Raw genomic sequence first — 23,381 nt, forward strand, 5'->3', positions numbered from 1 at the left:
CGTGCCGAGCCCGAGCAGGCGCACGGCGTTGTCCTTCAGAATCTTGGGGCGGACCTCGGGCTTGATCTCGAGCTTGTCGAAGTCGGCGAGCCAGCGGTCCGGCGTGATCACGGGGTAGTCGGAGCCGAAGAGCACCTTGTCCTTCAGCAGCGTGTTGGCGTACCGCACGAGCTGCGGCGGGAAGTACTTCGGCGACCAGCCCGACAGGTCGATGTAGACGTACGGCTTGTGCGTGGCGACCGCCAGCGCCTCGTCCTGCCAGGGGAACGACGGATGGGCCAGGATGATCCGCAGCTCGGGGAAGTCCACGGCCACGTCGTCCACCAGCATGGGATTGCCGTACTTGAGCCGGATGCCGCCCCCGCCGGGGACGCCCGCGCCGATGCCGGTCTGGCCGGTGTGGAACAGCGCCGGGACGCCCAGCTCCTCGATCGCCTCGTACAGCGGGTACGCCACGGGGTCGTTGGGGGCGATGCCCTGGATGCTCGGGTGGAACTTGAACCCGCGCACGCCGTGCTCCTCGACCAGCCGCCGCGCCTCGCGCGCGCCCGCGCGGCCCTTCCACGGATCGACGCTGGCGAACGGGATCAGCACGTCGGCGTGCTCGGCGCAGCTGTCCGCCACCTCCTCGTTGGAGATGCGCGGGTGCCCGGTGGCGTGCTCGGCGTCCACGGTGAACACCACCGCGGCCATCTTCCGCTCCCGGTAGTACGCGGCCATCTCCGGGATCGTGGGCTGGCGGTGCCCGTGGGCCTTGAAGTAGTCCTCCGAGGCGCCGAACAGCTCGGGGCTCAGCGAGCCGTGCCCGTCCTTGGAGATCTCGGCGTGGGTGTGGACGTCGATCGCGACCAGATCGGCGACGTTCATGGCGGCCATGTCAGGCCCCCTGCGCGTCCGAGGCCGGGGCCTTGGGCGCGGGGATGCCGTACGTCTCCGGCTCGGCGCCGACGCCCGACTGCCAGGAGGCGGCGATGCTCTCGGCCGTCCAGCCGCCGTCGGCGAACGCGACGGCCTTCTCGCCGGGATGCGACCACAGCGCGAGGCGGTCGCCGCCGATCCCGATCGCCTGGCCGGTCACCCCCGCGGAGGCGTCCGAGGCGAGGAACACGACGAGCCCCGCCACGTCCTCGACCGTGCCCAGCCCCTCGTCCTTGCGCAGCCACTCGGGGAAGGGCGTCCCGGTCCGCTCGGACTCCTCGATGATCGGCGCGAACACGGGAATCGTCTTGGTCATCTCCGTGGCCGCCACCGGGACGACCGCGTTCACCGTGATGTTCGCCCTGGCCAGCTCCATCGCCCAGGTCCTGGCCATCGCCACGATGCCGGCCTTGGCCGCCGCGTAGTTGGTCTGCCCGAAGTTCCCGCGCTGGCCCGCCGGCGACGAGATCAGGATCAGCCGGCCACCGGTCCCCTGCTCACGCATCCGGATCGCCGCCGCCCGCGCGCAGGTGAACGTGCCGCGCAGGTGCACGTCGATCACCGCGTCGAAGTCGTCGTCCGACATCTTCCACAGCACCCGGTCGCGCAGGATGCCCGCGTTGGTCACCATCACGTCGAGCCGGCCGAACTCCTTCACGGCCGTGTCGACCAGCCGGTCGGCCACCTCGGCGGAGCCGACCGGGGCGACGACGCTCCGCGCGGTGCCGCCGCCGGCGGTGATGGCCTCGACGACCTGCGCCGCCGCCTCGGCGTCCACGTCGTTGACGACCACCGCCGCTCCGGACGCGGCCAGTGCCTCGGCGTACGCGCGGCCGAGCCCTCGGCCCGCACCTGTGACGACGGCGACCTTGCCGGAAAGATCCATGGGATTCCCCCTGAGTTGTACGGCGATTGATTCGGAATATAAGACACTCTTGTGACGACCGTCAAAGATTTGCCCAACGTGAACGCGACACTGATCCCGCGCGGCGAAGCGGAGCCGGTGAACGACCGAGGTCAGGCCAGGACGACGTTCTCCAGCCACTGACCGATGCGCTTGACGACCTCGTCGCCGAAGGTGCGGGCGTCGACGTTGTCGGCGTGGATCTCGATCACCGGGAAGCCGGCCGCCTCCAGCGCCCTGGCGGTGAAATAGCTGCCGCGGGGGTCGTCGGAGACCAGGTGGACCACGCCGTCGATGCCGTGCAGGCGGGCCTCCTTCACGTACCACTCGCTCGACCACGGCGGGGTGTAGAGCTGGTCGCCGAAGGCGGCGAAGCGTGCCGCCAGCGCTCTCATGGGGTCGTCGCCGTAGCGGATGTACCCGTCGGCGGCGATGGCCAGGTACATCGACCAGACGAACACCGCGCCGTACTCGTCCTGGAAGCGTTGGTAGAAGCCCATGTCGTACCAGAGGCCCCGGCCGATCCACATCAGCCGGGCCCGCTCGTCCGGGCACGCGGCCCGGCCCGTGTCGACCCGCTCGCGCACCTCCTCGTAGAAGCGCCTGGCGATGTCCCTGGCCCACTCGGTGCCGCGGTGCCATTGCGGGAGCATGACGCTGGGGATGCTGTCGACGACGCCGAGCGGCGCGGGCCGGGTGCGGGCGATGAGGTCGCGGGTCTTCCTGTTCCACTCCTCCTGCTCGTTGACCAGGGCCATCACCTCGCGGAAGCGGGACTCGCTGAACCGCCTGCCGGTGGTGGTCTCCAGGAACCTGACGAGGTTCTCCAGCTCCGCGGTGAGCAGGTCCAGCCTGGCCGGGCCCACGGCCTGCTCCCAGCGGTGCGGCATCAGCTCCCACCAGTTGGCGGGGACCTCGTTCTCGGCGGCGCTCTCCAGCGGGTAGAAGGTGACCCCGGGCTCGTGCCCCCAGATGTCGAAGACCTTGCGGGTGATGTCACCGGTGGCGTCACCGACGACGATGTCCGGCTTCGGCAGGCCGCCCCACGGGCCCGCCTCCGGTTCCGGATCGAACGCGGAGCCGAGGGTGACCGAGTTGTACTGCTCGGAGTAGTCGGGGTAGCCGCGCTGCCGCACCAGCTCCAGGTAGTGCCCCGAACGCTGCTTGGCGGCCACCAGGGACGCCCACCACTGGCTGACGGCGTACGGGATGTCCATCGTGCGGAAGATCTCGTGCGGGACGTCCGCGTTCAGCAGGGCGAACGGCTCTCCGGCGGCGACCCGCCGCCGCAGGTCGGCGAACCATTCGCGCTGGTGCCTGCCCGCCTCGGCCGCCGTGGCGAGGGATTTCACACTGCGCATGGGTGTTCCTTCCGCAGGGCGGTCAGGTCGGCACGCCCGTAGTCCTGGCGCTCCAGCAGCACGGCGGGGATGTCGAGCGCCGCGCGCTGCGCCGGGAAGTCCCAGGCCGGGGCCTCGTCGCCGATTCTGGAATAGGCGACGAAGAGCTCGGCCCGGCAGTCCCGTACGGCCCGCGCCGCGTGGGCGGCGCGCTCGCTCACCGTGGCCCGGTGGGCGGTCGGGCCGCTGTGGTGGTAGTGCTCGGCCAGCGCGTCCAGGCCCGCCGCGCCGACCGGCTCCCTGAGGAAGAGGTCGCCGAAGGAGTGGTCCTCGCCGACGATCACGTAGCCCTCGGACTCGACGGCCTCGTACACGTGCGGCGTGTCGTGGTCGCTGCCGCTCAGGAAGACGCGCCGCCCGGCGTGTTCCGGGAGCTGTCCCGCCTCGGCCAGCAGCCGTTCCAGCAGCGCGATGTGCTCGTCCACGGGCAGGGCCGCGCCCGCCACCGCGAGGAACTGCCGTCCCGTCAGGCGGGCGGGCACGGCCCGGCGCAGCTCGGCGACGGCGGCCAGCAGCCGGCGCCGCTCGTCGTGCGCCGCCACCGCCCCGGCCAGGTCGAGGGGGCGGCCGGTCCAGGCCTCGAGTCTGGCCGCGAACTCGCCGATCCTGCGGCGGTTGTACCGCGCGGTCGTGCGGTGCGGCAGGTGCAGGATGTCCACGAGGTACACCTCGGGCAGTCCCGTGCCCGGCTCGACGCGGCGCAGCTCGCGCAGCGCGTAGAACAGCCGCAGGGACGCCTCGCAGTCGTGCGAGACCACGATGCGGTCCAGGTCGCCGAAGGACCCGGCGAGCAGCCGGGTGAGCACCGAGCGGGCCGCCGGGTCCACCCCGCGGCCCAGGTAGCGGTCGCCGAGCTCGGAGCCGGAGTCCGGGTCGCCGGTGAGCCGGACCGCGCGGACCCCCGCCGCGGTCAGCAGTTCGACGGGCACGTCCGCCCCGACGTAGCCGACGACCGGCGTCCGGTCGCCGGCCGGGCCCTTCGAGGCGGCCGGGGAGGCCGGGGGGCGGGGTGCGCCGCGCCGGGCGTACGCCTCCTCCAGCGCGGCAAGTGCCGTGGGCATCTCAGATCACCCCCTCCTCGGCCAGTGCCTTGAGCTCGTCGTCGGAGTAGCCGAGCAGGCCGCCGTAGATCTCGGCGTTGTGCTCGCCGAGGCCGGGCGCCGGGCGATCGAGCCCCGCCTCCGAAGCGGAGAAGCGGATCGGCACCCCGGTCCCGTACAGGTCCCCCTGGCGGCCGTGACTCGGATGCTCCAGCGGCACGACCTCCTCGCGCTCCAGCACGAGCGGGTCGCGCACGGCGTCGCCGGGCTCGCGCACCTCGGCCGCGGGGACCCCGTGGCGGGCGAGCAGATCGAGGACCACGGCGAGCGGGCGGTCCCCCGCCCACGAGGCCACCAGCTCGTGCAGCTCTGCGGCGTTGGCCACGCGCGCGTCCCGCGTGGCGAAGCGCGGGTCCGCGGCCAGATCGTCGCGTCCCATCGCCGTGAACAGGCCGCGGGCGAACGCGTCGGTGGGGCCGCACAGCGCGAACCAGCCGTCCGCGGCCGGGAACGTTCCGAACGGCGCCAGCCTGGGCACGGTCGTCCCCGTGCGCATGGGCAGGCCCAGCTTCTCGTAGGCGTCGAACGGCTCGCACGCCACCAGCGAGGTCAGCGCCCCCAGCATGGACACGTCCACGTGCTGGCCCTGGCCGGTCGCGTCGGCCCGCAGCACCGCGGCGAGCGTGCCGATCACCGCGTACAGCGGCGCGACCAGGTCGCCCACCGGCAGCCCGAAGCGGACCGGCGGCTCACCGGGCGCGCCCGCGGTCATCATCACGCCGCTGAGCGCCTGGACGATGGTGTCCATCGCCTTGCCCGAGCCGGGACCGCCCTGCGCGCCGAAGCCGCTGATCGACGTGCAGACGATGCGCGGGTTGATCGCACTGGCCCAGTCGTGCCCGATGCCGAGCCGCGCCGTGACGCCGGCGCTGTAGTTGTCGATCATGATGTCCGCCTCCCTGACCAGACCGGCCAGGATGTCGCGGGCCTTGGGGTGCTTGAGGTTGAGCGTGACGCTCTGCTTGTTGCGGCCCCGCAGGAGCATCGACACGGACATGTCGTCGTCCCCCTGGCGCGCCAGCGTCAGCCCGTCCGCGCCGAGATAGGGGGCGTTGTTGCGGGAGCTGTCGCCGCCGGTCAGCGGGTTCTCCACCTTGATCACGCGGGCGCCGAGCCCGGCCAGCAGCAGAGTCGCGTACGGCCCGGACAGTGCGGTGGTCAGATCGATCACCGTGCGGCCGGCGAGCGGACGGTCAGTCACGCAGCACCACCTCGTTTCCCTCCCAGTGGAACTCCGTCTTCAGACCCGCCTGCCGGGTGATGTGCTCGATGTACGACACGACCCGCCGCCCCTCCTCGTCGTCGCCGAGCGGCACCGGACGGCCCGCGCCGTCGATCCAGCAGGGCACGAGGCCCGCCGAGACGAGGCCGTCCCGGTCGAACCGGCAGACCGCGATCGCGGTGTTCCGGCTCTCGGGGTGGAAGGGGTAGTACGGCATGCCGGGGTCGGGCGCGAAGCCGTACAGCTCGACTCTGCGGCGCGCCCACTCGGCCCGTTCGCCCGCGTCGCCCGTGGTGGGCGTCAACGCGTGGGTGACGGTCACGAAATTGCCCAGGCCGTGGTAGATCGGCCTGCCGCGGTACATCTCGACGCCGCGCATGATGTGGGCGTGGTGGGCGAACACGGCGTGCGCGCCGGCGTCGATCGCGGCGTGCGCGACGGGCCGCTCGTACATCGCCAGCACGGCGGGCGTGTGCCCGACGCCCTTGTGCATCGACACCGTCACGATGTCGGCCTCGGCGGCCAGGGCCGCCACGTCCTCGGCCATCCGCTCCAGGGAGGCGGGGTCGGCGAAGGTGTAGACGGCGGGCGGCCCGCCGGGGCTGGCATGGTCGAGTTCGTAGTGGGTCAGCACCTTGACGTACGCGCAGCCGGGCTTGCGGCTGGTCGCCCACGACTCGCGGGGGCCGACGCAGTTGTAGCTGAGCACCCCTACCCGCAGGCCGTCGCGCTCCACCACGGCGGGACGGCGGGCCTCCTCGAGGGTCATGCCTGCGCCCGCGGTGATCAGACCGGCCTCGGTCGCGTACTTGATCGTGTCGGCCACCCCCTGGTCGCCGACGTCGTAGACGTGGTTGCCCGCGAGCGTCACGACGTGGAAGCCGGCGTCCGCGACCGCGGCGAGCGCCGCGGGATCGGCGGGCGGAGCGGGGACGTCGGTGCTGACCTGGGCGGTGGACGTGCTGTGGGGCACCTCGATGTGGCCGATCACCACATCGCCCCGGCCCAGCGTCTCCCGGGCCGGGGCGAAGAAGGACGCGGGGTCGGGCTCGTCGACGACGAGGTCGCCGACGGCCATTACCGTGAAGCTCAAGAGCTGGTCTCCTCCTGCATACGTTCGTCGGGGGTCTGCGCCGCGCGCCCGGAGAAGCGCGACAGGAAGGCTCTCAGGCGGGGCGAGGCGGGGTTGTCGAAGATCTCCTCGGGCGTTCCCGTCTCGACGATCTGTCCCTTCTCCATGAAGACGCACCGATCGGCCACCTCACGCGCGAAGCTCATCTCGTGCGTCACGATGATCATGGTCATGCCGCCGCGGGCCAGGTCGAGCACGACGCTCAGCACCTCGTCCACCAGCTCGGGATCCAGCGCGCTGGTGGGCTCGTCGAAGAGCATGATGCGCGGGTCGGTGGCCAGGGCCCTGGCGATGGCGACGCGCTGCTGCTGGCCTCCCGAGAGCATCCGGGGATGGGCGTCCGCCTTGTCGGCGAGCCCCACCCGCTCCAGCAGCCGCAGTGCCTCCCGCCGCGCCTCCTCCGGCCTCCGGCCGTGGATCACCACCTGCGCCTCGATGACGTTGCGCAGCACGGTCCAGTGCGCGAACAGGTTGAACTGCTGGAAGACCATGCCCATGCGGCTGCGCTGCGCGGCCACCCGCCGGTCCGGCAGGGGACGCAGGTGGCCCCGGTGGAACTCGTAGCCGAGCAGCTCCCCGTCGAGGTACATGGCCCCGCCGTCGATGCTCTCCAACTGGTGGACGCACCGGGCCAGCGTGGACTTTCCCGAGCCGGACGGGCCGATCACGGTGACGACCTCGCCCTCGTGCACGTCCAGGCTCACCCCGTCGAGCGCCGCGTGGTCGCCGAACCGCTTGCGCACGTCACGGACGCGCAGGACCGGCGTGTCGCTCACCGCTGCCCCTTTCCGAAGTGCCGCTCCAGGCGCCGCTGGCCGAGCGAGAGGCCGACGACCACCACCAGGTACCAGGCGCACGCGACGATCAGCAGCGGCACGACCTCGTAGGTCCTGTTGTAGATCACCTGCACCGAGTACAGCAGGTCGGTCATCGCGATCACGCTGACCAGCGAGGTGCCCTTGAGCACGGTGATGAACTGGCTGCCGGTGGGCGGGACGATCACGCGCATCGCCTGCGGGAGCACGACCTTGACGAAGCTCTGCCTGGCGGTGAATCCCATCGCCCGGGCCGCGTCGCGCTGGCCGCCGTCCACCGCCGTGATGCCGGCCCTGACGATCTCGGCCATGTACGCGGCCTCGTGCAGGGTGAGCCCGATGATGGCCGCGGTCAGCGAGCTGATCACGGAGTTGGTCGGCCACGAGACGAAGGTCGGGCCGAACGGCACGCCCAACGAGATCCGCGGCAGCAGGTAGCTCAGGTTGAACCAGAAGATCAGCTGGACCAGGGGCGGGATGCTGCGGAAGACCGTGACGTAGACGGTGCACGCCCAGACCACCGGCCGGAAGCCGCTCATCCTGCCCACCTCGAGGAGCACCCCGAGAACGCTGCCCAGCACCATCGCGATGACGGTGAGCAGCAGCGACGTGCCCAGGCCGCGCAGGATGTTCGGGTCGAACAGGTACCTGCCGACCACCGGCCATCCGAACTTCGGGTTGGTGACGACGAACCAGGCGAACTGCGCCACGAGCACGAGCAGCACGGCTCCGGCCACCCAGCGAAGGGGGCGGATGCGCGGACGGGCGGCGGCGACGTCCACGGCCTGTGGCGCCCCGGCCTGTGGTGCCATCGTCTGTGGTGCCACGCTCATTGCGTCGCCGCGGTGTTCATCTTGGGCTCCGGCACCGCCACCTTCTGGAGCCCGTACTTGTCCATGATCTTCTTGTACTCGCCGTTCTTGAAGATCTCCTTGAACGCGTCGAGCATGACCGGGCCGAGCCCGCTGGACTTGGGCACGAGCATCGCCAGCTGGTCGACGCCGGCGCCCTGCTCCTCGGTCTGCGTGACGTACGTGAAGGCGTCCTTCTCCTTGGAGAGCACGTCGAGCGCGGCGCTCTCGGTCATGCCGGCGGCGTCGGCGCGGCCGGACTTGGCGGCGAGGATGGTGCCGTTCGTGTCGGCGAAGCCGATGAACTCCATGGCCGGCTTGCCCTGCTTGGCGCACCATTCGGTCAGGCGCTTGGCCTGGTCCTCCACGATGCTGCCGGCGGTGCCGGCGACGCGCTTGCCGCAGAGGTCGTCCGAGCTCTTGATGGCCGAGGACCCGGCCTTGGGGATCAGGTAGGAGGTCCGGGTGACCATCCACACGAGCGCGTCGAACTGCTTCTCACGCTCGGCGCTGTCCTTGACCGGACCGTTGAAGGCGTCGTATCGGGAGGCGAGCATGCCGGACAGCGCCGCGGGCAGACCGCTGACGATCGAGATCTCGGTGCGGACCCCGAGCACCTTGCCGAGGGCGTCCTGCAACTCCTTGTCGATGCCCGTGACGGTCTTGCCATCGTTGGCGACGATCCGATAGGGCGGGTGGGAATCCCCGGCAAATCGGATGACGCCCGCTTCCTTGATGCTGTCGGGCAGGGCGTCGTACAGAGCCGTCGCGCCGGCCGGCCGCTCCGTCTCACCGTCACCTCCGCCGCAGGCTGCGACACTGGCGAGGGCCAAAGCCGCCGCACCCGCGAGGATGGTCCTGGGCATTCTCATGGTGGTCCTTCCGCGACCAGGTAATGCTGCATTTAACTTTGCGGTCGTGGAGATAAGTGTCACACCTAGGGATGCACACCTGTCAAGAGGCGGTTGTGCAGCGGAGACGTGCGGGGCGGCCGGAGCGCCGCCCCGTCGCTGGGGAGCGGTCAGGTGAGCGCGAGGATGGAGCTGGTCCGGTGATGGGCGACCAGCTCGGCCAGCCCGGGTTCGAACTCCGCGACGATCTGCTTGACGCGGAACTCGGCGAGCGGCCCGAGGGTGTCGTAGATCTCCACGAACAGATTCCGGGCCGCCGCACGCGGCCAGTCGGCGGGCAGCAGCTCCGCGGGCAGATCGGGGTCGTGGTTGGGGAACGTCCGCCAGGTGTCCATGATCCCCGTACGCGCCACCAGCGCCTCGGACGCGCCGACCACGCCCCTGCGGACGCGCTCCAGAAGAGGTGAGTGCTGCGCCACGAACTCCTCGTAGGTGCGCCGGAGCTGATCGAAGTCCCAGGCCTCCCGGGGGGCGCGCATGCCCGGCAGATCGAGTGCCTCGGCGCGGAAGATCGTCGACATGGGGATCTCCATCTCGGCCAGCACCGCCGCCGCGCTGTCGGCGTTCGCGGTCGGCGAGACCCACAACCCGTCGTAGAGCGGGGCGAAGCCGAGCCAGCGCAGCCGGGCGCGCAGCGCGTGGCGCAGGTCGCGCTGCTCCTCGGAGATGGAGAACGCCGCCATCACCCATTGCCCGTCCCACGCGCCCTGCTCCAGGCCGAAGGACATGATCCGCTGCCGCCCTTCCAGCATCACGGCGGCGGCCCGATCCGTCAGGCGATAGTAGGTACGCCGCCCGACCTTGGACGACTCCAGCAGATCCCGCTTGGTCAGGCGGCTGAGCGCGGCCCGGGCCGCCACGGCGGAGACGCCGAACTCCTCGGTCAGCCGCACCAGGGCCGCGGACGGCAGCTGCTCAGGCCGGCTGATCCAGTAGTCCCCGAGAAGCGTCGTGATCAGGTGTTGCGGGGGTGCGCCCACCTGGAAGCGCGGGAAGTCGAGGTCCTCTGCCTCGGACCTTTCACCATCATTCACAACAGGAGTATATGGACAACGCTTGAGCGCGCGCTCGTTATCAGAATGTCATGCTTTCGAGCGACATGGAGCCGCCCGGAACGGATGTCCACGGTCCTCGAACCGAGGCGAGGACGATCACGCGCCACGGCCCGCATCGCCTCCGGCGAGGAGATCCAGGCGCTCGCGGTCCGTCGTCTCGTCGAAGCTCGTGTGCCGGCGAGTCGCCGGCGACTCCAGGGCGGAGACCTGCGCGAAGGTGTGGTGCGCTGCCAGCCCGGCCAGCTCCGGGTCGAACTCCGCGAGGATCTCGCGGAACCGCCGCTCCGCCGGTTCCCCGAGCGAGTCGTAGATCCGCACGCACAACCGCCTGGCCTCGTCGCGCGGCCAGCCGGCGGGGAGCAGCTCGGCGGGAAGATCGGGGTCGAGCGTGGGGAACACCCGCCAATCGGTCATGATCGCGGTTCGCAGCCGCAGCGCCGTGGCGGGGCGCGGGCCGGACACCGCCAGCCGCTCGGCGACCGGCCGGTGCGCATCGATGAAGCGCAGGTAGCGTTCGCGCAGCCCGGCGACGTCGAAGGCACGGTCCGGCACCGGGTCGAGGTCGCCCGCGGCGACCTCGCGGGCCCGGAACACGGCCGCCCCGCGCACGCCCAGCCTTCGCACGAGCGCGACGACGTCGTCCGTCTTGTCGTGCGGGGACACCCACACCGCGTCGAAGACCATGCCGAAGTGCAGCAGGCGCAGCCCGTCGCGGAGCGCGCGGCGGGTCTCCCGCTGGTCCTCCGGCACCGAGAACGTGACGACCGTCCACTGCCCGTCCCAGTCCGGCGTGGTGGCGCCGAACGTCAGCAGCCGGCGCATGTGCGCCACGATCACGTCGTACGCCCGGGGCGGCAGTCCGTACGCGGTGGTGCGGCCGTTGCGGGAACTGACCAGCAGCCCACGCGAGGCGACCCGCCGCAGGGCGGCGCGGGCGCTGGTCGCGGTGATGCCGAACTCCTCCAGCAGCCGGACCAGCGCCGCCGACGGGATGTGCTCCTGCCGCCAGAACCAGTAGTCGCCCAGCAGGGTGGTCAGCAGCCGCTGGGGTTCCGCTCCTTGCCGAGCCCTGGGCAGGGAGCCGGGTTCCGGCGACGCGGCGACCCGGCGTCCCTCCATCGTCAGACTCCTCAGCCGGTGTAGGTGCCCGAGGTGGCCACGGCCCGGACGCGGGCGCCGCTCACCAGGCTCGACCTGCGTGGATTTTACGTCACTTCGCCCGCGTCCGGACTCTTCCCGGCGACCTCGGCCGCGGTCCGGCGGCGCCGGGACGGCGATCCGTGGGCCGCCTCCTCGCCCTTCACCGCGGGGGGACGTGGGGACGCAGGAAGCGGCCGGGGGTGTAGCGGACGAACTCCGCGGCGCCCAGCTCCGGGTTCTTCGCGGCCAGGCGTGCGGCCAGCTTGTCGAGCTGATGGGCCTCGGCGTCCGTCCAGTGGCCGGTGATGACCCGGTTCCTCAGCACCTGCACCGCGGCGACGAACTCGGCTCCGGTGTAGCGGCAGTGGCCGGGCCGGTCGACGAACGCCTGGCGCAGCATCGCGCCGCTCCCGGCGCGCCGCACCACGTCGGAGTAGGCGCGGGCCTGGGTGACGGTGGGGTAGTTGTCGCCGCGCTCGTGCATCGTCAGGACGGGGACGGCGAGCGAGCCGCGCGGGGTGAAGTAGTCCTCCATGTAGGCGACGGCGCCGGGGTCGGCGGAGACGCGCGGCGCCGCCGCCAGGGCGTCGAGGTCGGCGTCGAGGTCCAGCCCCGCGCTGTCGTAGAGGGCGCGCACCTGCTTCGTCCGCCCGGACTCCCGCAGTTGCCGGCGGTAGTCCACGCCCGTGTTCCAGGAGAAGTTCCCGCCCGCCCGTTGTTCCAGCGGATGACGGGGAGAGAAGACGGTCGCCATGAACGCCGCGTACTCCTGGGCCTGCTGCCCCGCCCAGTCGTGCGCCGCCGGCTCGGCGGTGCCGGGCACCGACCAGGTGGAGACCTGGGCGAAGGACGCGGCCAGGGCGATGCGCGCCCGGCCGGCCGGAGTCCGCTGGGCGGCGTCGAGCACGGCGCGGGCGGCCGTCGTGCTCCGCGTCTCCTCGTCGGCCGAGGCCAGCCGGACGAGCTTCACCGCGTCGTCATCGGGGGCGAGCAGCGTCTTGAACGCGAAGGCCGCGTCGAGCGACTGGTTGAGCATCGCCACCGGTCCGGCGACCGAGGCGCAGTACGGCAGCGCGCCGTCGATCAGATCGGGCCGGCGTTCGGCCAGGCCGGCCGCGATGGCGCCGCCCATCGAACCACCCCAGGCCAGGGTGACCCTGGGCTCCCCCGCGACCTCGGCGAACTCGGCGAGCGTGTCGGCGGAGGCCCGCAGGGTCTCCTCGACGGCCCAGCCGCCCCCGTAGGGCCGGGTGCCGGCCAGGGCGTACCCGTGGGCCAGCAACCAGCTTCGCGCGGCGGTGTCGCCGCCGAGGTCGGCCGGCAGGTGCTGCGGTCCGGCGCCCTCGCCGTAGCCCGGGCTGAACGTCAGCACGGTGCCGTTCCAGTCGCGCGGGACCTCGATCGCGTAGGTGGCGCCGCTCGGGTGGACACCCGTGACGCTGATCGGACCGGCCTGGCCGGACGCCGCCGAGGCGTGGGGCAGACCGGCGGCCGGTGGGAGGGTGAGCGCGAGAGCCGCTGCCGTGAGCACCGTCACGGCCCGGCTCGCCCGATTGATCACTGAACGGGGATTGATGTCCGCCTCCATGGGTGGGCAGCTGCTGCGAGGCAGAACACGCAACAGTTCGAAGGACGCTCGTCGAATTATCGCCGCCAATTATGTTCGGCAGAAATCCTACGGTCGTCACAGAAGTGTTGACAATGCTCTGGGGCGTGCTTACTTTGGCCCGACCACCTGCATGTGAGGAGCCTCGATGTCCCGAAACCCAGCGCTGGGCGTCGTCGCGGCGGGTGCCGCGATCGCACTCCTGTCCGCCTGTGGTGCCGGCCCCGGCAGTACCCGCGGCGCGTCCGCTGACGATGGCCGGCCCGATGAGCTGGTCTTCGCCGCCATTCCGTCGGAGCAGAGCGACAACCTCGAGGCGTCGTTCGCCCCGATAGTCTCCGCGCTGCGGAAGGACCTCGGCGTCCCGGTGCGGTTCCAGGCCGTCACCAGCAACGCCGCCGTCGTCGAGGCGCAGGTCGCCAAGCGGGTGGACATCGCCGTCTACGGGGCTTTCAGCTACTACCTGGCCCGCAGCCGCGCCGACGTCGAGCCCGTGGCCGTCCCGCTGGCCGCTCCGGGCGGCGAGCCCGGCGCCTACGCCTACGGGGTGACCCGCGGCGACGACAAGAGCATCACCTCGCTCAAGGACGTCTCCGGCAAGGACGTCTGCTTCACCGACCCCGGTTCCACCACCGGCTATCTGCAGCCCCTCGCCTCGCTGCGGGAAGCCGGCGTCGATGTGGACAAGGACGTCAAGACGGTGTTCACCCACGGGCACGACACGGCGGTCGCCTCGCTGCTGGCCGGCGACTGCGACATCGCCTTCGTCGGCGACGTGTTCATCGACCAACTGCTGCCGGCCCGCGGCCAGCTCAAGCCGGGGCAGGTCACCAAGGTGTGGACCTCGCCGCTGATCCCCGGGCCGCCGGTCGTGGTCGGCTCCTGGCTGCCGCAGGACGTCCGCGACAAGATCTCCAAAACGGTGACCGGCCTGACCGCCACCGGCGCCGCCTCCGCCGGGCTGTGCAAGGGCAGCGAGATCAAGGGGCCGAAGAACTGGGGCCAGTACGCCGGCGCCTCGGCCTGCACCCTCGGCACCTCCACCGCCTGGACGTTCGTCAAGGCCACGGACGCCACCTACCAGCCGATCGCGCGCATCTGCGAGATCACCAAGGCCGAGGTCTGCACGTCCGGTGGCTGAGGAACCCGCCGTGATCGGCGACCCCGTGCTGCGGTTGTCGGAGGTCGGCAAGGGCTTCCACGGCACCACCGTCCTCGACGGCGTCTCACTGGACGTCCCGCAGGGCCAGTTCGTCGCCCTGGTCGGCCCTTCCGGGGCCGGCAAGTCCACGCTGCTGCGGCTGGTCAACGGCATGCACCTGCCGGACAGCGGCACCGTGCGCACCCTCGGTGAGAACCCGGCCGCCTGCTCCCGGAGCCGGCTGCGCGCCCTGCGCGCCAGGGTCGGGTTCGTCTTCCAGCAGTTCGGCCTCGTCGGGCGGCTGTCCGCACTGGAGAACGTGCTGATGGGATCGCTGGCCACCCTGCGGCTGCCCAGATACGGGGTGATGAGCTACCCGCGCGCGCTGCGGATCCGCGCCGTGGAGCACCTGGACCGGGTCGGGCTGGCGGACCGGCGGTTCCAGCGCTGCGACACGCTCTCCGGCGGGCAGCAGCAGCGGGTCGCGGTGGCCCGGACCCTGTTGCAGAGCCCCGAGCTGATCCTCGCCGACGAGCCGGTCGCCTCGCTCGACCCGGCGGCGAGCGTGCTGGTGCTCGAGATCCTCAAACGGATCAGCGCCGAGGACGGCATCTCCGTGGTGTGCAGCCTGCATCAGATGGAGCTCGCGCTCGCCACCGCCGACCGGGTCGTGGCGCTGCGCGGCGGCCGGCTGGTGCTGGACGAGCCGGCCGCCGGTCTCACCGCCGAGCGGCTGCGGGAGATCTACGACACGGCCGGGGCCCGCGATGGTTAGCACCACTCCCACGCGGGCTCCTGCGGCGGCGGACCCCGGTCCGCTGCGGCCGCCGGGGAGCGCCCGCGCCCTCGTCGCGGCGGGGCTGCTCGTCGCGGCCGTGGCCGTCACCTGGCTGACGTTCTGGTGGATCGGCCTGTCCCCCTCCTCGCTCGCCGCCGGGCTGGACGACACCGTGCGGCTGCTGCGCCGGATGTGGCCACCGGACCTGCCCGGCGCCGGCGACGTCGCCTGGATGATCGCCGAGACGCTGCTCATCGCGGTCGCGGGCACCGGCCTGGCGGTGCTGGCCTCGGTGCCGCTGGCCTTCGTCGCCGCGCGCACCCACCGCGGACCCCGCTGGCTGCGGCCGGCCGCCCGGGTGGTCGTCGTGCTGACCCGGGCCGTGCCGACGCTGGCCTTCGCGATCCTGTTCGTGCGGATCTTCGGCCTGGGCCCGCCGGCCGGCGCGCTCGCCGTCGCCGTGCACTCGGTGGGCATGATCGCCAAGCTGCTGGCCGACGCCGTCGAGGAGGCCGACCCCGTCCCCGCCGAGGCGGCCCGCGCGTGCGGGGCCGGGGAGGTGCAGGTGGCCGTCTCCACCGTGCTGCCCCGCGTGTTCCCGGCGCTGACCGGCATCGTGCTCCACCGCCTCGACATCAACATCCGGGCGTCGGCCGTGCTCGGCGTCGTCGGGGCCGGCGGCATCGGTGTGGCGCTGCAGACCGCGCTGGGCAGCCTCAACTACCACCGGGCGGCGGGGATCATCTGCGTGATCGTCGTCCTGGTGCTGCTGCTGGAGCTGCTGTCGGTGGCGGTCCGCCGGCGTACGGCCCACCGGTCCGCCGGGGACTCCACGGGCACGGCCGCACTGCCCGCGGGGCGCGCTCCGCACGACGTCGGCTGGGACCGCGGCCGGGTGCTGCGGGTGTCCGGCGCGGTCGTCACCGGGGTGGTCTTCCTGGTGTCGCTGTGGTCCCTGGACCCCGATCCGGGCCGGCTGTCCGGCGCCTGGCCGAACCTGCGGAGCGTACTCGCCGGCATGTGGCCGCCCGCGTTCTCCGGCCACCTGCTCATGGCGGTGCTGGAAAGCCTGCTCATGGCGCTGGGCGCCGCCTCGGTGGGCGCCGCCTGCGGGCTGGTGCTGGCCCTGCTCACCGCCGTCAACACCACCCCCTGGCACCCGCTGTCCACCGTGGTCAGGGTGCTGCTGGTGGTGGTCCGGGGCATCCCCGACCTCGTGTACGCCCTGCTGTTCGTGGCCGCGCTGGGGCTCGGCCCGTTCGCCGGTTTCCTGGCGCTGTGGATCTCCTCCACCGCGCTGGCGGCCAAGTTCTTCGCCGACTCCCTGGAGCAGCTCGACCCGCTGCCGCACGAGGCGCTGACCTCGGTCGGAGCCCGCCGATGGCAGGCGTTCGCCGCCGGGATCTGGCCGCAGTTCGTGCCGTCGTTCACCGGCAACGGCCTGTTCGTGGCCGACCTGGCGCTGCGCGAGTCGGTCGTGCTCGGCATCGCCGGCGCGGGCGGCGTCGGCTACCTGATGCAGGAGTCGATCGCCACGCTGCGCTACGACACCACCGCCGCGATCGTCATCGCGATCGCCGTCGTCGTGTACGCCATCGAGACGCTCGCCCGGGTCGCGCGCAGGCACCTGCTGTGAGCGGGCGGGCCCATGACGGGAAGGGAAAGGGATTCCACCATGACCACCACCGGCGACGGCCGCGAGCGCGCCTCCGACTGGGACCCCACCGCGCCGGAGACCTTCGACAGCTCCCACGAGGTCTACGCCGACCTGCGGCGACGCTGCCCGGTGCCGTGGAGCGACGCCTTCGGCGGCTTCTGGGCCGCCACCCGCTACGCGGACGTGGTGCGGGTGGCCCGGGACAGCGAGACGTTCAGCACCGCGGTGCAGAACGTCGTCCCGCACGTGCCGCGCGCCCAGCGGCGGCCGCCGCTGCACTTCGACCCGCCCGAGCATGCGATCTACCGCGCTCCGATGGACCGGGTGCTGCGCCGCGCTGTGGTCCGGCGCCTCGAACCGGCCTTCGCGGAGGCGGCACGCGAGCTGCTGGGGCCGCTGCTGGCCCGCGGCGGCGGCGACTACTCCCAGGAGTTCGCGCTGCCGTACGCGGCGCAGTGCTTCGCGCTCTTCCTCGGCCTGCCGGTCGACGAGGTGCTGGAGATCCGCCGGATCGGCGTCGAGTACAGCTTCGCCATCCAGGAGATGGACCGGGCCGGGGTCATGGCGGCCGGCGAGGAGCTCTACGCGATCGCCCGGGCCATCGTCGAGGACCGCCGGGCCGGCCCCCGCGACCCCGACGAGGACCTGGTGACCAGCCTGCTGCGGGCCTCCGCCGACCCGGCGCGGCCGATCCCGTACGACCTGGTCGTGGCCACCGTGCGGCAGACCATCGTGGCCGGCATCGGGGCGCCGCACGCCGTGCTGGGCAGCGCGGCCGTCCACCTGTCCCGCGACCCCGGGCTCCAGGACCGGCTGCGCGCCGACCCCGGGCTGCTGCCCGCGGCGATCGAGGAGCTGCTGCGGCTGTACGCCCCCTACCGGGTGTTCGCCCGCACCGCCACGAGGGACGTGGAGCTGGGCGGGCGCACGGTGCGCGCCGGTGAGGCGATCACGATGATCTTCCCCTCGGCGAACCGGGACGAGGCGGTGTTCGACGACGCGGACCGGCTCGACCTGGAGCGGCGGCCCAACCGGCACCTCGCGTTCGGCCGGGGCGCGCACCGCTGTCCCGGCGCGGCGATGGCCCGGCTGGAGATGACGGCCGCGCTCGGCGAACTGCTCGCCGCCACCTCCCGCGTCGAACCGGACGGCGAGGTGGAGATGTTCAACTGGCTGGAGTTCGGCCCCCGGTCGGCGCCGCTGCGCCTCGTCCCCCGCCGCTGACCCCCTCGTCCGGGCCGTCGGAGCCGCCGGAACCGCCAAGGGCGGCACCGGCCGTCGGCGTCCGTCCGGCACGGCCGCCGCCTCGATGCGCCGCGCCCCCGGCGTCGAAGTCGACGCGATCAGAATGACGTTTACCACCACTGGCGTCATGTCGATGTCGCCTGTCAGGCCTCGCATCGGGCACACCACCCACCGCGGCAGGCGGCCCGGAGATCTCCCGCCGCATGACCGCGGCCCAGCTCCACCTGCTTGATTGTGGTCGGCCGTGCGATTCGCGCCTACATGCCGCACCGCATCCGGAGCACGTACCGGTCACCTCGCCGCAGAATCACCACGGCGATCAGGGGATTGACATTGATGACAGAACACTGAACGATCGTCTGCGTTGGCGACTGCTATATGAGTCTCAACAGCTGCCAGGCGCCCCACCGGCCATTCGCGGACCTCGTCGGGCCCCGAGCCAACACCCCCTGCCCGTCCATCAACCGTGGAGGAATCGCAACGTGCTTGCCCGCTCCATGACCGCGCGGACCCTGCTGGCGGCGACCGTGGGGGCGGTCGTCCTCGCCGGCTCCGGCGCTGCCGCGGCCTCGTCCCCCCAGAAGCCGCCACCGCCGAAGCCTCCCGCGGCCGGCGCCATCACCATCCTGCCCACGGTCCGCGAGGCCGCCGAAGGGCTGCCCGGGCACACCGTCTACCGCCCGGCCGATCTCAAGGCGCTGCGGAAGGGCAGCCTGCCCGTGATCGTCTACGGCAACGGCGCCTGCGCGGCGAGCAACCTGGAAGGGATCACGTTCCTGACCGGCCTGGCCTCGCAGGGATACATCGTCGTGGCCAACGGCGGGCTGGACGAGTTCCCCGTCCCCAACACCCCCGAGAACACGATCGCGCACCCCGAGGCGCTCCTCGCGGCCGCGCACTGGGCCACGGAGTCGAAGCAGGCTCGCAAGCAGTTCGACGGGCGTGCGGACACGACGCGGGTCGGCGTGCTCGGCCACAGCTGCGGCGGCGTCGAGGCCCTCGCCGCCGGGACCGACCCCATCGTCGACGCGGTGGCCGGCTTCAACACCGGATACTTCGCGGACCCGGCCTTCGGCGGCTACGGGCGCGACCGTCTCGCCGGCCTGCACACCCCGACTCTGCTCGTGAACGGTGGTCCCGACGACGTCGCCTACCAGAACAGCATCGACAACTACGCCCTGCTCGACGTCCCCGCCGCCCTGGTCAGCGACCCCGCGGCCGGCCACACCGGCCTGATCGCGGGTCTCGAGGCCACCAAGGGCTGGCAGGTGGCCGCGGACTGGTTCGACTACGTCCTGCGCGGAGACCGGACCGCCGGGGCGCGCTTCGTCGGCCCGGACTGCGGGCTGTGCGGAGAGAACGGCTGGACGGTCGAGTCGAAGGGGCTGTCGCTGTGATGCGCCGTAAAGTGACCGCGTGCCTGGCCGCCGCGCTGGCGGCCGTCGCCGGAGGCGGAACCGCCGCCGCTGCCGCCCCCGCCGGACACCCCGGTGGCACGCCCTGCCTGCCGGACTCCCCCGCCCGCCCGACCTGCATCAGCGGCACCCTCGAGGACGGCACGCCGTACGAGTTCGTCGTCCCGGCCCACTGGAACGGCACCGTGGTGGTCGCCCTCGACTTCGCCGGCCCGGGCCGGAGCGAGCCCCTGACCGCGCGCCTGCTGGCCGACGGCGTGGCCCGCGGCGGAACGAGCCGGGCGATCACCGGCTGGAACATCCGGTCCGCCATCGACAACCAGGCCGAGGCGCTGGCCCGTTTCGAGCAGGCCTACGGCCCGGCCCGCAAGGCCGTCGCCTCCGGGACCTCGATGGGCGGCTTCGTCGCCGCCGGCGTCGCCCAGGTCCACCCCGGCGCCTTCGACGCCGCCGTCCCGATGTGCGGGGGCCTCGGCGGGTCGGTCGGCCAGTGGAACCAGAAGCTCGACACGGTCTTCGTGCTCGAGCGCCTGGTCGCACCCGGGCTGCCGGTCGTCGACATCCCCGCCGACATCGAATCGGCCAGGAAGGCGTGGATCGACGCCCTGGCCGCGGCGCAGCGGACACCGGAGGGACGGGCCCGGATCGCGCTGGCCGCCGCGATCGGCCAGTTGCCGGCCTGGGGACGCAACCCCGACGGGTCCGTGCCGCCGCCTCCGGACAGCGGGGACGCCGCCGCGCTGCAGCAGGGCGCCTACCTCGCGCTCGCCGGCGGGCCCCTGCCCTACATCGGCCAGGCCATGAGCAGCCGGCGCCAGATCATGGACGTGGTCGGCGGGAACCCGTCCTGGAACACCGGCGTCGACTACGAGAAGCAGTTGAGCCTGGCCGATCCCGCCCTCCGGCGCGCCGTCCGCGACCTCTACGGGGCGGCGGGTCTGGCCCTCTCGGCCGACCTGAAGACCCTGGCCGCCGCGCCCCGCATCGCGGCGGACCCGGACGCCGTCAAGCGCTTCTCGCGCGGGATCGTCCTCAAGGGTGACCTGCGGATCCCCGTCCTGACCCTGTCCGGCACCGGTGACCAGATCTCCACCGTCGCCCAGCAGCAGTCGTACGAGGAGAACGTGCGCCGGGCGGGAGCGAACTCCCTGCTGCGCCAGACGTACACGCAGACCGTCGGCCACTGCGACTTCTCCCCGGCGGAGCAGGAGGCGGCGCTCGACACGATGTTCGACCGGCTGCGGAGCGGTCGCTGGCCCGCGACGTCCGCCCCGGCGATGAACGCCCGCGCGGCGGCGCTTGCGGCCGACCCCGCTCCTCGGTACGTCTCGTTCACCCCGCCCCGGTTCAACCGCCCCTATCCCGGCTGAGCCGCACGAGCCGCTGCCCGGCCGGACCGGGCAGCGGCCGGCGCCGTCGCCCGGGGACACGGCAGGAGACACGGCAGGAGACATGGCAGGAGACACGGCAGGAGACACGGCAGGAGAAACCGCAGCAGACACGGCAGGGGACGCATGATCAGGGCGTGTACCCGCAACGGTCACCGATCGTTCACCGAACGGTAACCTTAACTACGCCGTTCTGGGAGGTTTATGCGTCATTCTTCCCTAGAAGCCGATTTGTCCTACCGAGGTGTCAAGTGACTGAGTTCCTCGCCGCCGTACTCTCCCGGGCGGCCATCATGGTCCTGGAAGCGCTGCTCGTGCGTCTCTTCCAGGCTCTTGTGACGTCGACCTTCCGCGTCACGCTGCCGCACGCGGCCTGACCGGCGGGACGTCCGTCCTTCGCGGGCCGGCGCCGCCGGCCCGGCACCGCGGCTCCCGCGAGCGCCGATTCTCCGGGTTGCCGGTTCTCCGGCCGCCCGGCCCTGCGATCGGGCTCCGAGGAGTCCCTCCGCCGTGAGGGCCGCGGGACGCTCCCGGGCAGCGCCGTGAACGCGAAAGCCGGCCCCGCTCGGGACCGGCTACTCCCCCACCCTCACGGGGACGGGAGCGCCGGGCGATCACGCCCGGCTCGGCGGCTCCCTCGTCCCCCGGCGACGGCCACCGCCCGTTCACCCGGGCCCGGCGTGGCCTGTCACCTCGTGCGAGATCGTCTCTCCGGGGTCAGTCCTTGAAAGCGTCCTTCACCTTGCCGGCGGCGTCCTTCACCTTCTCGCCGGCCTGCTTCATGTGGCTCTTGGACTGATCGGCGCGGCCCTCGGCCTCCAGGCTCTCGTCGTCGGTGACCCTGCCGAGCCCCTCCTTGGCCTTGCCGGTGACCTCTTCCGACTTGTTGCGGAACTTGTCCTCGGTGCTCATCCGGACGCTCCTCTCGGTTCCAGAAGCTGACGAACTCCCTCTTTCCCCTGGTGAAGTGGCTAAACGCGACCCGGCGTGTCGCACCCGCCTCCGCAACCCCAATCCCTCCAAAACGGGAAGATGTGACGAACCGGGCGTACGCTAGGAATAAGGACTAAAGCACACACCTCTGAAGGGTGGTGTGACGTATGGCACACGGTGCCGACATCGGGACGCATCCCGACATCATGCAGATGCGCGCCCGCTACGAAGCCGCCGCGGCGAATCCGGCGGCACAGCTCGCCGACGGTCTCACGCTTCTGAGCGGCCTGTATCTAGCGCTCTCGCCGTGGATCCTCGGATTCAGCGGCACGCGGACTCCGCTCGCGGTGAACAACCTGGTCACGGGTCTCGCCGTAGCACTCCTGGCGATGGCGTACAGCTCGGCGTTCGGGCGCACCTACGGACTCTCCTGGGTCGCCCCGCTGCTCGGTATCTGGACCATCATCGCCCCCTGGGTGATCCGGGGAGGCATGGCGACCACTGCGACGATCATCAGCAACGTGGTCGTCGGCGCGCTCATCCTGCTTCTCGGTCTGGCGACGATGCGGTTCGCCATGATGCAGCGCGGGCAGCCCGGCGGCTTCCGCACTGGGACGCCGCACATGGGACCGGCCCACTGACCGGACCCCGGCCGAACGGCGGGCGGCGCACCGCCTCGCCCCGCGCCGGCACGCCGCGCGGGCGCGGCACCGCCGCCCCCGGGATGCCGTAGCCGTCGCCACGGCACCGGCTCCCGTTAGTCTCGTCGTGCAGGAGACGAGAGGACGGTGGCGGCGTGACGACAACGGCCCCCGTCGCGAGTCCGGTGGACTTCGCGGCCTACGGCGACTACACGGTGAAGGCGGCCACCCGGCCGGACGGGTCCTTCGAGCGGCCCCTGTACCGCTTCCGCGACCGCGTGACGGCCGACGGGAGCAGCGGATACGCCGCCGAGCCCGGCCGTTACCACCTGTACGTGTCGCTGGCCTGCCCGTGGGCCCACCGCTCGGTCATCGTGCGGGCGCTGCTCGGCCTGGAGGACGTCGTGTCGATGTCCGTCGTCGATCCTGTGCGCGACGGGCGCGGGTGGGCGTTTCGCGAGGGCCCCGGCCACGGACCCGACGAGCTCAACGGCTTCACCGTGCTGCGGGAGGCGTACGAGGCGACCGAGCCCGGCTACGACGGGCACGTGTCGGTGCCCGTGCTGTGGGACCGCCGCACCCGCCGGATCGTCAGCAACAACTTCCCCGACATCAGCCTCGACCTCGGCCGGGCGTTCGCGCGGTGGGCCAGGCCGGGGATCGACCTCTATCCCGAGGACCTGCGCGACGACATCGACGCGCTCAACGAGCGCGTGTACGCCGACGTCAACAACGGCGTGTACAAGTGCGGCTTCGCCGAGAGCCAGCAGGCGTACGAGGCGGCGGTGACCACGCTGTTCACGGCCCTCGACGAGCTGGAGGAACGCCTCGGCGGCAACCGGTACCTGTTCGGCGACCGGCTCACCGAGGCGGACGTCCGCCTGTGGGTCACGCTGGCCCGGTTCGACACGGTGTACGTGACCCACTTCAAGGCGAACCTCCGCCGCCTGGCCGACTACCCCAACCTCTGGCGTTACGCCCGCGACCTGTACGCGAACCCGGCCTTCGGCGGCACGACGGACTTCGGCCACATCAAGCGGCACTACTACGGCACCCACCCGAAGATCAATCCGCTGCGCATCGTGCCCGCGGGGCCGGTCATCGACTGGAGCCTGTAGGCCCGGCTTCC

22 protein-coding genes are annotated in these 23,381 nt (G+C 72.1%); 9 read left to right on the top strand and 13 right to left on the bottom strand.

Annotated elements, in window-relative coordinates; genetic code table 11:
- The 12 genes from AAH991_RS30800 to AAH991_RS30855 form a co-directional block, all read right to left on the bottom strand.
- Positions 1-867: amidohydrolase family protein (locus AAH991_RS30800; protein ID WP_346229503.1), on the bottom strand; the 867-nt coding region annotated here is incomplete at its 3' end.
- Between the two features lie 10 nt (positions 868-877).
- Entirely contained in the window at positions 878-1,804 is a 927-nt protein-coding gene (locus tag AAH991_RS30805; protein ID WP_346229431.1) for an SDR family oxidoreductase, read from the bottom strand.
- Between the two features lie 131 nt (positions 1,805-1,935).
- On the bottom strand, positions 1,936-3,183 hold the full coding sequence (locus AAH991_RS30810; protein WP_346229432.1) for a 2-hydroxyacyl-CoA dehydratase: 1,248 nt from the start codon (positions 3,181-3,183) through the stop codon (positions 1,936-1,938).
- Positions 3,171-4,283 carry a 2-hydroxyacyl-CoA dehydratase gene (locus AAH991_RS30815; RefSeq protein WP_346229433.1) on the bottom strand — a complete coding sequence of 371 codons (1,113 nt, stop codon included), beginning with the start codon at positions 4,281-4,283 and terminating at the stop codon, positions 3,171-3,173. Before AAH991_RS30815 ends, AAH991_RS30810 begins: the two co-directional genes overlap by 13 nt.
- Before the next feature lies 1 nt (position 4,284).
- On the bottom strand, positions 4,285-5,523 hold the full coding sequence (locus AAH991_RS30820) for a CaiB/BaiF CoA transferase family protein (protein WP_346229434.1): 1,239 nt from the start codon (positions 5,521-5,523) through the stop codon (positions 4,285-4,287).
- On the bottom strand, positions 5,516-6,637 hold the full coding sequence (locus tag AAH991_RS30825; protein ID WP_346229435.1) for a CapA family protein: 1,122 nt from the start codon (positions 6,635-6,637) through the stop codon (positions 5,516-5,518). The genes AAH991_RS30820 and AAH991_RS30825 overlap by 8 nt, the downstream gene beginning before the upstream one ends.
- Positions 6,634-7,452, bottom strand: a complete 819-nt coding sequence (locus AAH991_RS30830) for an amino acid ABC transporter ATP-binding protein (protein ID WP_346229436.1) — start codon at positions 7,450-7,452, stop codon at positions 6,634-6,636. The genes AAH991_RS30825 and AAH991_RS30830 overlap by 4 nt, the downstream gene beginning before the upstream one ends.
- Entirely contained in the window at positions 7,449-8,324 is an 876-nt protein-coding gene (locus AAH991_RS30835; RefSeq protein WP_346229437.1) for an amino acid ABC transporter permease, read from the bottom strand. The genes AAH991_RS30830 and AAH991_RS30835 overlap by 4 nt, the downstream gene beginning before the upstream one ends.
- Complete coding sequence (locus AAH991_RS30840) at positions 8,321-9,214, bottom strand: transporter substrate-binding domain-containing protein (protein WP_346229438.1); 894 nt, start codon at positions 9,212-9,214, stop codon at positions 8,321-8,323. Before AAH991_RS30840 ends, AAH991_RS30835 begins: the two co-directional genes overlap by 4 nt.
- 149 nt (positions 9,215-9,363) lie before the next feature.
- Entirely contained in the window at positions 9,364-10,287 is a 924-nt protein-coding gene (locus tag AAH991_RS30845) for a PaaX family transcriptional regulator (protein WP_346229439.1), read from the bottom strand.
- Positions 10,288-10,404: 117 nt separating this feature from the next.
- Positions 10,405-11,427, bottom strand: a complete 1,023-nt coding sequence (locus tag AAH991_RS30850) for a PaaX family transcriptional regulator (protein ID WP_346229440.1) — start codon at positions 11,425-11,427, stop codon at positions 10,405-10,407.
- 181 nt (positions 11,428-11,608) lie between these two features.
- Complete coding sequence (locus tag AAH991_RS30855) at positions 11,609-12,985, bottom strand: alpha/beta hydrolase (RefSeq protein WP_346229441.1); 1,377 nt, start codon at positions 12,983-12,985, stop codon at positions 11,609-11,611.
- Positions 12,986-13,202: 217 nt separating this feature from the next.
- On the opposite strand from AAH991_RS30855, the gene AAH991_RS30860 reads away from it, so the two are divergent.
- From AAH991_RS30860 to AAH991_RS30890, 7 genes are all read left to right on the top strand, one after another.
- The gene (locus tag AAH991_RS30860) at positions 13,203-14,195 is read left to right on the top strand and encodes a phosphate/phosphite/phosphonate ABC transporter substrate-binding protein (RefSeq protein WP_346229442.1); all 993 of its coding nucleotides are present in this window, start codon (positions 13,203-13,205) and stop codon (positions 14,193-14,195) included.
- Positions 14,188-14,970, top strand: coding sequence for a phosphonate ABC transporter ATP-binding protein (locus tag AAH991_RS30865; RefSeq protein WP_346229443.1), 783 nt, complete (start codon positions 14,188-14,190; stop codon positions 14,968-14,970). The genes AAH991_RS30860 and AAH991_RS30865 overlap by 8 nt, the downstream gene beginning before the upstream one ends.
- On the top strand, positions 14,963-16,609 hold the full coding sequence (phnE, locus tag AAH991_RS30870; RefSeq protein WP_346229444.1) for a phosphonate ABC transporter, permease protein PhnE: 1,647 nt from the start codon (positions 14,963-14,965) through the stop codon (positions 16,607-16,609). The genes AAH991_RS30865 and phnE overlap by 8 nt, the downstream gene beginning before the upstream one ends.
- Positions 16,610-16,648: 39 nt before the next feature.
- Entirely contained in the window at positions 16,649-17,854 is a 1,206-nt protein-coding gene (locus AAH991_RS30875) for a cytochrome P450 (RefSeq protein ID WP_346229445.1), read from the top strand.
- Between the two features lie 503 nt (positions 17,855-18,357).
- The gene (locus AAH991_RS30880; RefSeq protein ID WP_346229446.1) at positions 18,358-19,272 is read left to right on the top strand and encodes an alpha/beta hydrolase family protein; all 915 of its coding nucleotides are present in this window, start codon (positions 18,358-18,360) and stop codon (positions 19,270-19,272) included.
- Positions 19,272-20,660 (top strand): alpha/beta hydrolase family protein, encoded by a 1,389-nt coding sequence (locus tag AAH991_RS30885; RefSeq protein ID WP_346229447.1) that lies wholly within the window; start codon positions 19,272-19,274, stop codon positions 20,658-20,660. Before AAH991_RS30880 ends, AAH991_RS30885 begins: the two co-directional genes overlap by 1 nt.
- A gap of 269 nt (positions 20,661-20,929) precedes the next feature.
- Complete coding sequence (locus tag AAH991_RS30890; protein ID WP_346229448.1) at positions 20,930-21,055, top strand: hypothetical protein; 126 nt, start codon at positions 20,930-20,932, stop codon at positions 21,053-21,055.
- 340 nt (positions 21,056-21,395) lie between these two features.
- Here the strand turns inward: AAH991_RS30890 and AAH991_RS30895 are convergent, their stop codons facing one another.
- Positions 21,396-21,590: a CsbD family protein gene (locus tag AAH991_RS30895; protein WP_346229449.1), complete on the bottom strand. Its 195-nt coding sequence runs from the start codon at positions 21,588-21,590 to the stop codon at positions 21,396-21,398.
- 188 nt (positions 21,591-21,778) lie between these two features.
- Here AAH991_RS30895 and AAH991_RS30900 point away from each other — a divergent pair, with 188 nt between their 5' ends.
- Together AAH991_RS30900 and AAH991_RS30905 are read left to right on the top strand one after the other, a co-directional pair.
- Positions 21,779-22,252: an SPW repeat protein gene (locus AAH991_RS30900; RefSeq protein ID WP_346229450.1), complete on the top strand. Its 474-nt coding sequence runs from the start codon at positions 21,779-21,781 to the stop codon at positions 22,250-22,252.
- A 155-nt stretch (positions 22,253-22,407) separates the two neighbouring features.
- Complete coding sequence (locus tag AAH991_RS30905; RefSeq protein WP_346229451.1) at positions 22,408-23,370, top strand: glutathione S-transferase family protein; 963 nt, start codon at positions 22,408-22,410, stop codon at positions 23,368-23,370.
- Positions 23,371-23,381: the final 11 nt, after the last annotated feature.

It is taken from the genome of Microbispora sp. ZYX-F-249, assembly GCF_039649665.1.
GTDB classification, from domain to species: domain Bacteria; phylum Actinomycetota; class Actinomycetes; order Streptosporangiales; family Streptosporangiaceae; genus Microbispora; species Microbispora maris.

What these genes read in the sequence shown, in the direction of transcription:
- AAH991_RS30805 (WP_346229431.1), bottom strand. Translation starts at nt 1,804, where the DNA reads ATGGATCTTTCCGGCAAGGTCGCCGTCGTCACAGGTGCGGGCCGAGGG.
- AAH991_RS30810 (WP_346229432.1), bottom strand. Translation starts at nt 3,183, where the DNA reads ATGCGCAGTGTGAAATCCCTCGCCACGGCGGCCGAGGCGGGCAGGCAC.
- AAH991_RS30815 (WP_346229433.1), bottom strand. Translation starts at nt 4,283, where the DNA reads ATGCCCACGGCACTTGCCGCGCTGGAGGAGGCGTACGCCCGGCGCGGC.
- AAH991_RS30835 (WP_346229437.1), bottom strand. Translation starts at nt 8,324, where the DNA reads ATGAGCGTGGCACCACAGACGATGGCACCACAGGCCGGGGCGCCACAG.
- AAH991_RS30840 (WP_346229438.1), bottom strand. Translation starts at nt 9,214, where the DNA reads ATGAGAATGCCCAGGACCATCCTCGCGGGTGCGGCGGCTTTGGCCCTC.
- AAH991_RS30850 (WP_346229440.1), bottom strand. Translation starts at nt 11,427, where the DNA reads ATGGAGGGACGCCGGGTCGCCGCGTCGCCGGAACCCGGCTCCCTGCCC.
- AAH991_RS30860 (WP_346229442.1), top strand. Translation starts at nt 13,203, where the DNA reads ATGTCCCGAAACCCAGCGCTGGGCGTCGTCGCGGCGGGTGCCGCGATC.
- phnE (WP_346229444.1), top strand. Translation starts at nt 14,963, where the DNA reads ATGGTTAGCACCACTCCCACGCGGGCTCCTGCGGCGGCGGACCCCGGT.
- AAH991_RS30875 (WP_346229445.1), top strand. Translation starts at nt 16,649, where the DNA reads ATGACCACCACCGGCGACGGCCGCGAGCGCGCCTCCGACTGGGACCCC.
- AAH991_RS30885 (WP_346229447.1), top strand. Translation starts at nt 19,272, where the DNA reads ATGCGCCGTAAAGTGACCGCGTGCCTGGCCGCCGCGCTGGCGGCCGTC.
- AAH991_RS30895 (WP_346229449.1), bottom strand. Translation starts at nt 21,590, where the DNA reads ATGAGCACCGAGGACAAGTTCCGCAACAAGTCGGAAGAGGTCACCGGC.
- AAH991_RS30900 (WP_346229450.1), top strand. Translation starts at nt 21,779, where the DNA reads ATGGCACACGGTGCCGACATCGGGACGCATCCCGACATCATGCAGATG.